This is a genomic window from Caballeronia sp. BCC1704, from assembly GCF_902833455.1.
Classification (GTDB): Bacteria; Pseudomonadota; Gammaproteobacteria; order Burkholderiales; family Burkholderiaceae; genus Caballeronia.
Genome location: NZ_CADFFT010000005.1, coordinates 69,120 through 83,243 on the forward strand (window position 1 = coordinate 69,120; position 14,124 = coordinate 83,243).

Genomic DNA, 14,124 nt, shown 5'->3' on the forward strand with positions numbered 1-14,124 from the left:
GGCTCGTGCGGAATGCGGTCGTCGGTGAATGGTTCTGTAAGCCTTGCTTCGTTTTGCGTTGCTCATGTCCAGTGTTCTGCGTCTCGGCGGTCAACTAGTGCCACGAGCGGCGAGAAGGCACAAACCGGGAGCATGCTTGCACAGGCGCGCAACTTTGAGACCGCGCGTCGGTCCGCACGACCTAGTTGACATAAGGTTTATTAACATCGATTGCGAAGTTTCGGCAAAGTAGTAATGTCAGATCCAGGCTCGTTAGAAATGTCCGATTTCCGCCCTTGGGCGTATGCTGGCCCGATGCGTCGTCGCGGGCTCAATCATGGACAGGCGTGGACTGATCACGGCAAGCATACGCGAACTGGAACGAATCGAGGTCATCGAGGCGCTCGAAGTTAGAACGCGAGGTCATTAAGACTGGCCTGAACTGGGCACAAGCAAGGCAGGCAGAACAGGAGCAATACGTCCCCGATCAAGAACGTTGGTGCAGGCTTTCAGCGCACGCTATACAGTTGCTGACGAAAGCACAAGAGAGCTTGACGGTCTCTCTATCGGACTCGAAACGCTCGAGTTCGGGCCCGACACGACGTCCTTCTGAATGAGTTGAACGTCGGCTGCTTCAATGACCGACTGTCGTTCTGTTCGACCACTGGCGCACAGAGATCCGCAAGCATCATCTCAACATTTCGCTTTCCGTCCGCTGGCTACAGACGCGCCCTGACCGAGCAGCCGTTCAGCGTGTAGCGGCGCAGGTGATGCAACTCAGCGAGTGCCCCTCGATCTCGCGCTCATGCCGTGCGCAGATAACCATGAGGTGGTCGTCGAAGTCCGGCAGCCGGCGTTGATACTTGCCCGCCAGATGTGCCGAAGCGTTACCTATCAGTCGCCGGGAATATTCAGCTTTGGGTCTTAGGCGTCAACGCCGTCTTGGGCTGACGCCGTTACGGTATCGCAGCGGCGCGTTGCCTAGCCTGGGCTTGCAAATGCAAATGGTTATGCAACTGCGTTGCGAGCACGCGCTCGGCCGACCGTTGCTTGATTCGCCCGGCATGACCTACTTGCCCGGATCCACTCGGCGTTCCCGCCTTGGTTCTGCGCGAGCAATCGATGACGAGCCCGGAAGAGCGCAGGATTAACAAACCCCCGCCCCCTCGCCTCATGCCCGAATCGCCGCGCCGCTGACGACGCGCGTTTACCTATACTGCGATTGCTCATTGGCCGTCGCGCAGACTTCCCGATTCACCCGCGTCTACGGCCTAGCCACACAATAGAAACAGCGGCGCGCATCGTTGCGCCCGCGCGTAACGGTGCGAGGCGATGGTATGCGCATACAGCGAAATAATAAGCACATCTATGCAGTTAACACGATCCCCCTCCGCCCGCTCGCCGCGGCAATGCTGATCGGGCTCCCGTTTCCCCTCCACGCGCTGACGGTGGTCCCATCGAGCGACACATCGCAGACTCTTTCGACTGATTCCGTTTATCAAATCAATAGCGGTACGGTCATCACGACAACGTATCAGAACGCGATCAGCGTCGACGGCATCGCTCCCGTCACAATGACAAACGGCGGCTCGATAACCAGTTCGCTCGACAATGCGGCCGCCGCCGTGCGATTCAACGTGCCCGGCACATTGTTCAACCTTTCATCGGGGCAACTGCTCGGCAACACCTTCGGCGTCGCCTTCAACTCCGGAGATAACAACGCGCTCTCCAATCAAGGCGATATCAGCGCGCGCGCCAGTCACGCCGTCGCCTATCTATCTACAGCAGGCGGCGTAGTGGACAATTTCGGCACGCTGAACGGCAGCCCCTCGACAGGCACGACGGTCAACGGCGTCTTCGTACAGACGTCCGGTAACGTGGTGGTGAACAATCACGCTGGCGGCGTCATCAAGAGCGGCGCCGCAGACGCGACGTATGGCTCCGGCGTACTGGCCGTCGCCGGCTCGATCACCGTCAACAATGACGGATTGATCGACGCATATCACGAAGGCGTCGACGTGCAAGGCGCCAGCTCGGCGCGCGTAACGAACAGCAGTACCGGCGCCATACGCGGCAATATTGGCTCCGGCGTGGTGCTCGGGCCGGGCGGCACGCTCGACAATCGTGGCCATATCTCGAGCGCGACGCAATCGGCGGTGCTGATGAGCGGCGCAAACGGCGTAGTGACGCTCGGAACCGGGTCCGTGTTGAACGGCGGCAACGGCACGGACATCCTCAGCATTTCGCCGGGAAACGCGATCATCCTGAGCGGCTCAGGCACTGAAACAGGCAGCTTCGATGCGAATTCGACTTCCAATGGATTCGCCACGTTGAGCGCGAGCACAGGCAGCAACTGGACGCTCAAAGGATTCGTCAGGATGTCCGATCAATCCTCGACGGCGGTGCGCGTGGACGGCACGCTGACACTCGCCAACACATTGATCAACGACACTGGCAGCACGACCGTATCTCCGGGCGGCGTGCTCACGCTGGGGACGGGCGGCAGTAGCGGCAGAGTGACCGGCAACATCATCAATAACGGAGTGTTGCGCTTCGACCGCAGCGACGCATTCACTTTTGACCGCATGCTTTCCGGCAGCGGCACGCTCACGCAAATCGGCAACGGCGCGGCGGTGCTGACGGCCGCCGGTTCGTCACAAGGCGCAGTAAGCGTGAACTCGGGCGCGCTCTCGCTGGCCCAGCCGGGCGCCTTCTCCGCCAACACCTATGAAACGCAGGCCGGCGCGCGGACTATCATTCCCGCCAATTCGACACATGCAGTCGCCAACGGATTCACTCAGCAGCCGGGTTCGACGCTCATCGTCGGACTGCGCAGCGCAGAGCCGGTCATCTCGGCATCGAGCGCCACGCTGAACGGTGCGCTGCTGATCAATGGCTTCGCCCCTTCCGTACCCGTGTCAGCGACTGGTCTTTTGAATACCGTATTCACCGTTATTCATGCAGCGAGCCAAGGGGGCCTGTCCGGGGATTTCACGACAGTCCGTTTCGCCGGATCCAGCCCCGTCGACTATCTGCTTCCGGTGGGCGCGAAAACGCCCGACGCGCGCGATTACGACGTCCGCCTCGGCTTGACGTGGCGCGCGGGCGCGGCGCAGGGCAACGGCACGTTCACGCTCGCCAACGCCGCGGATACCTTCAACGTCGACGTCCCGCTGACCGATCAATCGGGCCCGTTCGCGAGCGGTTGGGACGGCCGCACGCTGACGAAGAACGGCGCGGGCCTGCTGATGTTGTCGGCCGCGAATGCCTACACCGGCGCAACGCTCGTCAACGATGGCATTTTGCGAACCAGCGTGGCGAACGCGCTCATCGACAGCGCGAGCGTCAACATCGGCAGCGGCGCGACACTCGATCTCGCCAGCCTGCCGCAGCAGGTCAACAACCTGAGCGGCAGCGGACGCGTCTTACTCGGCAGCGCGGACGTGACTGCACAGAACTCCGCCGACTCCGCCTTCGGCGGCGAAATCGTCGGCAGCGGCCGCCTCATCAAAGGCGGCGCGGGCGCATTGGCGCTCGGTGGCGCGAACACGTACAGCGGCGGCACCAACGTGCTGTCGGGCACGCTCGTCGCGCAACGCGGCGGCGCGCTCGGGAGCGGCCCGGTCGAAAACGGCGCCACGCTGCGTCTGGATTTCGCGGGCGCGGGCATCGTGCCCAACGTGCTGTCGGGGTCGGGCGCGCTCGTGAAGACCGGCAGCGGCGCGGCCATGCTCGTGGCGGCGGGCTCGCAGCAAGGCAGCGTATCGGTCGATGCGGGCGCATTGGGCTTCCTGCGCAGCGGCGTCTTTACGACCACCGGCGACTTCGCCACCGCACCCGGCGCGACGACCTTGATCGCGTCGCAATCGCAACTGGCGGTCGGCCGGAATTTCTCTATGAACGGCACACTGGACAGCATCGCGGGCCCAGCGGACCCGGTCGTCGCCGCGAATACGGCATCCATCGCGCCGAATGCAATATTCAATCTGAGGGGTTATTCGGCGCCAGCGACAGCGAGCGCGCGCGAACTGGCCAACAGCTTGTTCACGGTAATCCGGGTCGCGTCGCCGGGCGGTCTCACCGGAACATTCGGCGCGACGCGCATCGGGGGATCGGTCAGCGCGCCGGATTTCCTGACCTTGACGAGCGGCTACACGCCTCAGAGCTTCGTGGTCGGCGTCGCGCCGACGTGGTATGCCGGACTCGGCGCAACGCCTCAATCAGCCAACGGCGTTTTCACGTTGCCGGACGCGATGGATTCATTCGACATGGACATCGTTCTGGCCGATCAGGCCGCCAACCCCGCGACGGGCTGGGACGGCAAGACGCTCACGAAGGCTGGGGCCGGCACGCTTCAGTTGTCGAAGGCGAACACGTACACCGGCGGCACCTCGGTGACCGGCGGAACGCTCGCGGCAGGCGCGCCGGACATCATCGCCCGAAGCTCGCAACTGAACGTGGCCTCGGGCGCCACGTTCGACCTGGGCGGCTTCGGCCAGCACGTGAACAATCTCACGGGTTCCGGCAGCGTCGTGCTCGGCGGCGCGGCGCTGAACGTGAACAGCACCGCGGATTCCACGTTCAGCGGCGTCATCAGCGGCGACGGAAGCCTCACGAAAACCGGCGCAGGCGCATGGACGCTCGCGGGTGACAACACCTTCGCGGGCGTCACGACCATCGCCGCCGGCAGGTTGCAACTGGGGGCGGGCGGCGCGAGCGGCAGCGTCACGGGCGATATCGTCGATGACGGCACGCTCGTGTTCGATCGCGGCGGCAACGTCACGTACGGCGGCGCGATCAGCGGATCGGGCGATGTCGTCCAGCAAGGCAGCGGCACTGTGACGCTCACGCGCACGCATAGCTACGGCGGCAACACCGCGGTCAACAGCGGCGCGCTGGTGCTGGCGGGCGGCGCGCAGCTCGCGAACACGCGGCAAGTGACGATCGCGCCGGGAGCGACGTTCGGCGGTTACGGCGCGGTCGGCGGCAGCATCGTCAACAATGGCCTTTTCGCCGTCGCCGATGCCGCGCCGGGCTTCGCAGGCGGGCCGGCCGGTCAGTTCGCGGTGGGCGGCGCGTTAGCGAACAATGGCGAGATTCGCATGGCGAGCCCCGCGCCCGCGAGCGTGCTGACGGTGAACGGCAACTATTCGAGCAATAACGGTACGCTCGCGCTGTCGACGGTCTTGGCCGGCGACGCATCGGCCACGGACAGGCTGATCGTGCGCGGCGACACGTCCGGTCAGACGCGCGTCAGGGTGACGAACGCGGGCGGCGCGGGCGCGGCGACAAGCAACGGCATCCAGATCGTGGAAGTCGATGGCCAGTCGAGCGGCGTGTTCAAGCTCGACGGCCGCCTCGTCGCAGGCCCTTACGAGTACGTGTTGCAGCAAGGCGGCGGTGACTGGTATCTGCGTTCGCTATCGGACGGCCCCTCCCCCGCGCCGCGCCCTGAGCCCGGCGCGTATCTCGGCAATCAACAGGCGGCGGCCAGCATGTTCATGCTGACGCTGCACGACCGCGCCGGTTTCGCCGATCCGTTCGCCGCGCGGCGCGAAGACGGCGGCGCGTCGACCGCGTGGGCGCGAACGCGCGGCGCGCACGTCGACAGTGAGGCGGCGGGCGGAAGAATCGGCGAATCGACCGATACGGCCATCGTTCAGGCGGGCATCGACGTGCTCAATCGCGTGCGCGACGGACAGCGCTGGCAGCTGGGCGTGATGGCGGGCTATGGCTCGTCGACGACGGACACGAGAACGCGCAACGGCGCCGCACAGGCGCGCGGCAACACGAACGGTCTGGGCGGCGGTCTGTATGCGACATGGCACGGCATGGCGTACTCCGCAGCCGGTCCTTATGTCGATACGTGGCTGCAGTACGGCCACTTCGACAACAGCGTGAAGGGCGACTCCCTCGCCGGCGAAAACTACGCGAGCCACGTGTGGTCCGCATCGGTGGAAGGCGGCTGGGCGCTTCCGCTCGGCCAGACATCGACCGGGCCAGTACTGCTCGAACCGCAATTGCAACTGGTCTATACGCACTATCATGCGGACGATCACACTGAAACCGGTGGCACACTCGTCAGCACTCCGAATAGTAGCAACTGGACGACGCGGCTCGGCATGCGGCTCTTTCATGCGCCGGGGACGACGGCGGCACGGGGATGGCTGCCCTTCCTCGAAGTGAACTGGCTGCACGACACGCGCGTGGCGAGCGCGGCCTTCAATGGCTTCACGGTGTCGCAAGACGGCCCGAAGAATCGCTTCGAAGCGAAGATCGGTGCGCAAGGATTGATTGGCCGGCAGTGGCGCGTGTGGGGTAACCTCGGGTATCAGCAAGGCGCGGGCGGCTTTCACGCATACGAGGGTTTGTTGGGCGCGCGCTACGAGTGGTGAATGCGCGAGTGCCTTCGGCAAACGCTCGACAAGAGGCTACCGTCTTCTCGTCTCGACATACGCGTCGCGGAAAATATGGCTGCTCGCTCGGCTTCCCCTTTCTGTGTTCGCGGGTAAACGATAGTGACATCGGTCGATGTGTCGTCCATATTTACTTCGTTTTACTGATGTAAATAACACGAACGAAACGGAGGGACACATGAAACACCGATTCTTTGCGCGCACCTCTTGCGGTGCTCTGGCTGCGTGCACTGCGGCCTTGTTAATGCTCGTCGCGCCACTGGCTTCGGCGGACCGACCGGATGCCGAAGCACGAGATGGCTGGGTCGCAACCTGGACCGCCAGTCCCGATCGCAACAACAACATCACGACGCCGCAGAACTTCCCCGCCGCGACGACCATTCGTCAGATCGAGCATGTGAGCGTCGGCGGCGATCGCGTGCGCGTGCGACTCACAAACGAGTTCGGGACCGCGCCCGTGACCGTGGGACCGGTGCATATCGCGCTATCGGCCGGCGGCGCGAAGATCGCGCCCAACACCGACCGCACGCTGACGTTCGGCGGCAAGACCACGGTGACGCTGTATGCGGGCGCGCCGATTCTGAGCGATCCCATCGACATGCGACTCGCGCCGTTGTCTGATGTCGCGATCACCTTCTTCCTGCCCGACGCCACGCCCGCCTATACCGTGCATCAACTCGCCGTACAAAACGCGTATGTGTCGAGCGGCGACAACACCGCCGCGCCCGACCAGCCGTCTCCTCACAAGTACACCAATCGTTTCTTTCTATCTGCAATCCTAACGGATACGGATCGTCCGACGCCCGCTGTCGTCACCTTCGGCGATTCGATCACGGACGGCTATGCATCGACCGTCGATGCGAACCGGCGCTGGCCCGACAATCTCTCCGCGCGCCTCAATAGCGCGGGTCCGCGACGCGGCTACGCGGTGTTGAACGAAGGCATCAGCGGCAATCGCGTGGTGAGCGACGGCGCGGGCGTGAGCGCGCTCGCGCGGTACGATCGCGACGTGCTGAGTCAGTCGGACGTCAAGTGGGTGATCTTCCTCGAAGGCATCAACGATATCGGCTGGCCGAACACGGCGCTGGACCCGTCCGGGCGCGTGGTGTCCGCGGAAGAGATCATCGACGGCTACCGCCAGATCATCGCGCGCACGCATCTGCGCGGCATCAAAATAATCGGCGGCACGCTCACGCCCTTCCGCAACGCGCTGCAAGGCACCGCCAACGAGGGCTACTGGACGCCGCAAAAAGAAGCCATCCGTCATGCGGTGAATCACTGGATTCGCACGAGCGGGGCTTTCGACGCAGTGGTCGATTTCGATGCCGTGCTGCGCGATCCGGCGCATGCCAACGACATGCAGGCGGTGTACGACAGCGGCGATCATCTGCATCCGAACGACGCCGGCTATGTCGCGATGGCCAACGCCATCGATCTGTCCTTGCTGTTGCGCGGCAACGGCGATCGGAGCGGCGATCGAGGCGATTGACGAGCAGGAAAGCGTGATCGTCGCCGGTGGCTTACGGGCTACTGCGACGATCGCGCGGCGTGCGGCATCTGCCGCCAGCGCTGCCTCTCCCGATTTCCCGGCAATCACCCCCTCCCGCCTTCAGCAAGAACTCACGCGGCCCGACATACTATCGGGCTTGCGGCCTGTCACGCCATCGTCCTCGTAATCGGCGACGATCATGGCCCGCGCCCGCTGCGGCACAGCAATTGCACTGCAGGGCACCGATCCGCATCGACTGCGTGCGGTCGACCAACATTTCTCGAGAGGACCTTATGAAGACGGCAAAGATGAGCATTCTCCTTTCCGCGCTGGTGCTGGCCGTATCGAGCGGCGCATTCGCGCAAGGCTCGGGCGGCGGCCTGCCGGGCGGCAACGGCGCGGGCCAGGGCGGCGTCGGCGTCGGAACGCCGAACGGCAACGGTGAAACTGGCTCGCCGGCCGGCCCCACGGGCAAGCATGCGACGCGCAAGCACTCGAAGAGCAAGAAAGCGAATGTCTCGGGCGACGGCTCCTCCGGGTCCACCGGCTCGACCGGCTCGGCCACGACGACGCAATAAACGGACGCCGCTGTCCGCGTGCCCACGCGGTGTCCTGGGCGCTGGCGCGCGGTAACTTGCGCGCCGGTCGCGGAAAGGAAGCCGCAGTTTGCGAATACTTCGACGCGACGCATTTCGGCGTCGAACGGGCCGGCATGCGCGGACGGCTCCCGCGCGCAGCGTTCCTTCATACCGGTGACAAGCGCGCGAAGCGGCCATGCGGCTACGTTCGAATCAACAGACCCTCGGCGTGTGCGCCCCATGACGACGATAACGAAGACAGTCCCTTGACAACGTAGAATCTGCCATCACGTCGAGCATCGTTCACCGCACGCCCGCCGCTGACGCCCCTTGTCGACCGCATCCGACCGCATCCGACCGCGAAGCGCTGAAGTCCGACGCCATCCACCGTCCGCTTCGCGCAATGTCGTTGCTTATCCGTCTCATACATAGCACAGTAGCGAAGCCGGCCTGTGCCCGGCGCGCGGAGACCACACAATGGAAGCAAAGGCAGCAGACCACCCGAAGAGCTCGGGCCCCGACTTCTCGGTGGTGGGAATCGGCGCTTCGGCCGGTGGCGTCGAGGCGCTTTTGCGGCTTTTCGAGGCGGCGCCCGCGTCGCCCGGCGTGGCCTTCGTGGTCGTGCTGCATCTCTCGCCGAATCACGCGAGCCATGCGCACGAGGTCATTCAGCGCGTGACTCCGTTGCGCGTGCGACAGGTGAACCAACCGGTTCTTCTCGAAACCGACACGGTCTACGTCATCCCGCCCGGCAAGCATCTTTCGATGATCGACGGCCAGTTGCGCCTGAGCGATCCGCACTTGCCTCGCACGCCGCCGACATCCATCGACGTGTTCTTCCGCAGCCTCGCCGACGCGCACGGCTCGCGCGCATTCGCCGTCGTGCTGTCGGGATCGGGCGGGGACGGCTCGGTGGGCATCTCGCGCGTGCGCGAACGCGGCGGGGTCACCATCGCGCAGCAACCGGACGAAGCCGAGTACGGCGACATGCCGCGCAGCGCGATCGGGACAGGCGATGTGGACCTCGTCTTGCCGCTCGATCAGATCATCCCAAAGGTTCTCGCGCTCTCGCTGAACGCGAAGCAGATCGAGCTGCCCGCGCCGTCCGACGAGGAACCCGCGCTCGATGCCCGCGTGCCCGGCCCGCAGGTCGACGCCATCAACGATGTGCTCGACCTCGTGCGTGCCCGCACGCGCCATGATTTCGCGAGTTACAAGCGCGGCACGATCGTGCGGCGCATCGAGCGACGCATGCAGGTGAACGGACTCGCGACCGCGGCCGCCTATCGCGACTATCTCGCGCGTCACAGCGAAGAAACGCCGAAGCTGCTCGCCGACCTGCTTATCGGCGTCACGCATTTCTTTCGCGACACGGACGCCTTCGCCTCGCTCGAAAACACGATCATTCCCGAACTGATGAACAACCTTCGCGGGCGCGATAAGGTGCGCGCGTGGGTTCCGGCCTGCGCGACGGGCGAAGAGGCTTTCTCGATCGCAATCCTTCTGGACGAAGCCGTGCGCCGTTTGCCGCATCGCGTTCAGGTGACCGTCTATGCAAGCGATATCGACGAACGCGCCGTTGCGCTCGCCCGGTCGGCGAGCTACCCGCTCGCCATTCAGAACGATGTCAGCCCTGCGCGCCTCAGCCAGTATTTCACGCGGGACGGCAATCGTTACCGGCTGGTGAAGTCGCTGCGCGATACGGTGATCTTCGCCGCTCACAACCTCTTGCGCGATCCGCCGTTCTCACGCATCGATCTCGTTTCGTGCCGCAACGTGCTCATCTACATGGAACGCCGCGCGCAAAGGCAGGTGCTCGACACCTTCTTCTATGCGTTGCGTCCGCATGAAGGCTTCCTCTTTCTGGGCACCGCCGAATCGGCCGACTTCGCCGAAGAACTGTTTCGCCCCGTCGACAAGCAAAGGCGCATCTATCGCGCACGGCACAGGCCGATCGCGCCGCTCGCCACGGCCACGAGCGCGCTTTTCGCCGACAAGGAAGAAAGCGAAAGCCACGCGTTCGGCGGACACACATTCTTTCACGATGCGTCGGACGCTCGCCGCGCCGTGCCGCGTCTGCCCAGTCAGGCGCGCGCGCTCGACCTGTTCGGCCCCGCCGTCATCGTGATGCGCCCCGATGGCGCCATCGTGCATCGCTCGGCGCGCGCCGATACGCTCACCGAAAACGTCCGGCACACGCGCGTGACCAACGTCTTCGACATCGTGCGCCGCGATGCCGAGGAGCGCGTGCGGCAGGCGGCAGAGCGTTGCATCGCCAGCAAGCAGCGCGAGGACGAGCTCTCCGTTCCCTTCATCACGGCGGCGGGCGAGATCGAAGCGGACCTCTCGCTGCGGCCGTATCGCGATTTCGCCTACCGGCAGCAACTCGTGTCAGTGATCTGCGACTTCGCCTCGCCCGGCGACGCGACGGATACGCCGCGCGCGCCGACAGGCGTGGAGACGGTGGACTCGCTGCGACAGGCGCTCGAGGGAAGCGAAGAACGTCTGCGCACGTCGATGGATCATCAGCAGGCATCGAGCGAGCAACTGCGAGCGTCCAACGAGGAACTTCAGGCGATGAACGAGGAACTGCGTTCAGCGACTGAAGAGCTCGAAGCGAGCCGGGAGGAATTGCAGTCGCTCAACGAGGAACTCTTGACGGTCAACGCCGAATTGATGACCAAGGTTCAGGAATCGTCGCGCGTCAATGACGACCTCCAGAATCTGATCGCGCTCGTCGGCGTGGCGACCGTGTTCGTCGACCGGACGCTGAGGATCAAGCGCTATACAGCGCCTGCCGATTCGTTCTTCAACATCCGTCCGATGGATCAGGGACGGCCGCTCGAGCATCTGACGCATCAGCTCGACTATCCGGACATGCTCAAGGATCTTCGCGAGGCGTTCGAACAGTTGAAGCGTTCGGAGAAAGAAGTGAAGAGCAAGGACGGCCGCACGCTCCTCGCCCGCGTGCTGCCTTACCGCACCGACGACGACCGCATCGACGGCGCGGTGCTCGCGCTCATCGACATCACCGAACAAAAGGCCGCCCAGGATCAGGCGCGAGTCAGCGAAGAGAAGCTGCGGCTTGCGGCGCAGGGCACGCATGACTTCGCGATCATCGTGGTGGACGAGGACGGCACCATCGTGAGCTGGAACGTCGGCGCCACGCGCATTTTCGGCTTCGACAGCGTGGAGATGGTCGGCAAACATCTGGACCCGATCTACACGCCGGAGGACATCGCCGACGGCGTGCCCGCGCGCGAACGCAAGAAGGCGCGCGAGCGCGGGCGCGCCGAAGACGAACGCTGGCACGCCACGAAACGCGGCACGCCTGTGTTTTGCAGCGGCTTTCTGAGCCGCATCGAGGCGTCCGGTTTCTCCGGCTACGCGAAGATCGTTCACGACGCGACTCAGCGCCGCCTCGCCGAAGGCCGCAAGGACAACGTGATCGAGCAGGAGCGCGCGAACAACATCGAGATACGCAAGTTGAGCCGCCTGAAGGACGAGTTCATCGCGGTGTTGTCGCACGAACTCAAGAATCCGCTCAATCTCATTCACATGAAGGCCGAGATTCTCGCGCGCATTCCGGAAGCGCGTCATATCGGCCGCGTTCAGGACGTCTCGGATGCCATTCAGAAGTCGGTGCTCGCGCAGGCGCAGATCATCGACGACCTGCTCGACTTCTCGCGCATTCAGACGGGCAAGCTCTCGTTGCGCTTCGCGCCGACCGACGTGGCGGCCATCGTCCGCTCCATCACCGATGCGATGCAGCGCGATTTCGACGAAGGCGGCATCGACCTGAGACTTTCGCTCGCAGACGCGCCGGTTCTGATTCGCGGCGATGCGATCCGCGTCGAGCAGATCGCCTGGAATCTCCTGAGCAACGCGCTCAAGTTCACGCCGCGAGGCGGCTGTGTCACCGTGACGCTCGAGCAGCGCGACGATGTCGTGCGGCTGCAAGTGATGGACACCGGCTGCGGCATCGCGCCCGCCGCGATTACGTCCATCTTCGACATGTTCCAGCAGACGCCCAACGTGCCCTACCGCGCGCGGCCCGGCGGACTGGGCATTGGCCTGTCGCTCGTGCGGCAACTGGCGCAACTGCACGGCGGCAACGCCGAAGCGTTCTCGGATGGCGAAGGACACGGAACGCGCTTCGTAGTGTCGCTTCCCGCCGATGCCTCGTTCGCTCACCGGCAGGCCGGCGACATGCCCGCCGATCTCTCCGTGTTCAGGAACTTGCGTATTCTGCTGGTAGAGGACTCGGAAGAGTCGCTGACCGCGATGGCCGACCTTTTGTCGCTGTACGAAGCGGTCGTCGTTTCATCGGCGAACGCGGACGATGCGTTGCAGAAGGCGTCGCAAACACAGTTCGATCTCGTCATCACGGATGTCGGCCTGCCGGACATGGACGGTTATCAACTCGTCAGCGCGCTCAGAAAACTGCCTTTGTGCGCGGCGATTCCCATTGCGGCGCTGACGGGCCGTCCCGTCGCGCAGGAAGAAGCGTTCGCGCAAGAGGCCGGATGCGACGCGTGTCTTGCGAAGCCGTTCAATTTGCAGGCCCTTGCGGATGTCGTCCACCGCCTGCGGTCCGGTCGATAAACTCCCCGGTCCGCGCGCGAACGCTCGCGCCTGCTTGCAAGAATTGCCCGGTTTCGCCGTCAAATGCGCTGGTTTCCACCGGCTGCAGCGGTCCAGAGGCCCGTATTGCACGGGCTTTCGCGCATCACGCATAACAGGCCCGGTCCTTGCTCATACAAAACCGTGGTCACCCCCACGTAACCGATAGGAGAAACACCATGAATAAGGACCAGGTCAAGGGTACAGCCGAGAAGGTGAAGGGGAACGTCAACGAAGCCGTTGGCAACATGACAGGCGACACCAGCCAGGAAGTGAAGGGCCAGGTGCAGCAGGGCGTGGGCGAAGCCCGCAAGCAGTACGGCGACGTGAAGGAAGACGTCAAGAAGGATCAACGCTAGGACGCCCGTCCCGCAGCCATGCGGGCTTGATCAACGAGCCGCGTGCCGGACAGACGCGGCTTTCGCACATATGGGGCGCGGCGTAATGCGCGATGATTTCGAAGTTTCTCCCAAGTGTGCGATCTGGACATGCCGCCGATGCCATGGCGCGCTGCCGCCTCGCGTGCTTGTCGTCGACGACTATGTCGATACGGCCGACGCCATCGGGATGGTGCTCGCCGTCGATGGCTTTCCGACCGAAGTCGTTTATAGTGGCCAGCAGGCCATCGAGGCATCGGAACGCTGGCGGCCCGATATCGTGCTGCTGGACATCTGGATGCCGGATTTGTCGGGATTGCAGGTTGCCGCCTATCTGCGCTTATCCACCACGCTTGCGCAACCGATATTAGTCGGCCATTCGGCGCTTTCGACGCCTGGCGACTTGCAGGCAGCGAGGCAAGCCGGTTTCGATGCCTACTGCGCGAAACCGACGGACGCGGACAAACTCGCTCCGTTACTGCGTTATTTGTGCGGCGCCGATCCCGCTTACGGCGCGCCGCCCGCGTGACACGTTGAACAGGACTCCATGCAGACCGTGAAGGCCCGAGCGATATGAAACCAACGCACATTCACTCCGAGCCCGTTGCAATAGAAGGAGCCGCCGACCGGGCCGGCCCCTGCCCTGCATAATGCGCGAGCCT

General features: G+C 64.1%; 6 protein-coding genes. All 6 read left to right on the forward strand.

Annotated elements, in window-relative coordinates; translation table 11 throughout:
* The first annotated feature begins 1,388 nt into the window (after nucleotides 1-1,388).
* The 6 genes from HWX53_RS27790 to HWX53_RS23495 all read left to right on the forward strand — a co-directional run bounded on the left by HWX53_RS27790 (nucleotide 1,389) and on the right by HWX53_RS23495 (nucleotide 13,991).
* On the forward strand, nucleotides 1,389-6,374 hold the full coding sequence (locus HWX53_RS27790) for an autotransporter outer membrane beta-barrel domain-containing protein (protein WP_244140230.1): 4,986 nt from the start codon (nucleotides 1,389-1,391) through the stop codon (nucleotides 6,372-6,374).
* A 199-nt stretch (nucleotides 6,375-6,573) separates the two neighbouring features.
* Entirely contained in the window at nucleotides 6,574-7,884 is a 1,311-nt protein-coding gene (locus HWX53_RS23475) for an SGNH/GDSL hydrolase family protein (protein ID WP_175945424.1), read from the forward strand.
* A gap of 308 nt (nucleotides 7,885-8,192) precedes the next feature.
* Entirely contained in the window at nucleotides 8,193-8,462 is a 270-nt protein-coding gene (locus tag HWX53_RS23480) for a hypothetical protein (protein WP_241270138.1), read from the forward strand.
* A 477-nt stretch (nucleotides 8,463-8,939) separates the two neighbouring features.
* A complete protein-coding gene (locus tag HWX53_RS23485) occupies nucleotides 8,940-13,067 on the forward strand; it encodes a chemotaxis protein CheB (protein WP_175945426.1) in 4,128 nt (1,375 codons plus the stop codon).
* 197 nt (nucleotides 13,068-13,264) lie between these two features.
* Nucleotides 13,265-13,444 (forward strand): CsbD family protein, encoded by a 180-nt coding sequence (locus HWX53_RS23490; RefSeq protein WP_159834173.1) that lies wholly within the window; start codon nucleotides 13,265-13,267, stop codon nucleotides 13,442-13,444.
* 163 nt (nucleotides 13,445-13,607) lie between these two features.
* A complete protein-coding gene (locus tag HWX53_RS23495) occupies nucleotides 13,608-13,991 on the forward strand; it encodes a response regulator (protein ID WP_244140231.1) in 384 nt (127 codons plus the stop codon).
* Nucleotides 13,992-14,124 lie beyond the last annotated feature (133 nt).

Excerpts from the sequence above, each read along its gene's own strand:
- HWX53_RS23485 (WP_175945426.1), top strand. The coding sequence starts at position 8,940 with ATGGAAGCAAAGGCAGCAGACCACCCGAAGAGCTCGGGCCCCGACTTC.
- HWX53_RS27790 (WP_244140230.1), top strand. The coding sequence starts at position 1,389 with ATGCTGATCGGGCTCCCGTTTCCCCTCCACGCGCTGACGGTGGTCCCA.
- HWX53_RS23490 (WP_159834173.1), top strand. The coding sequence starts at position 13,265 with ATGAATAAGGACCAGGTCAAGGGTACAGCCGAGAAGGTGAAGGGGAAC.
- HWX53_RS23475 (WP_175945424.1), top strand. The coding sequence starts at position 6,574 with ATGAAACACCGATTCTTTGCGCGCACCTCTTGCGGTGCTCTGGCTGCG.
- HWX53_RS23480 (WP_241270138.1), top strand. The coding sequence starts at position 8,193 with ATGAGCATTCTCCTTTCCGCGCTGGTGCTGGCCGTATCGAGCGGCGCA.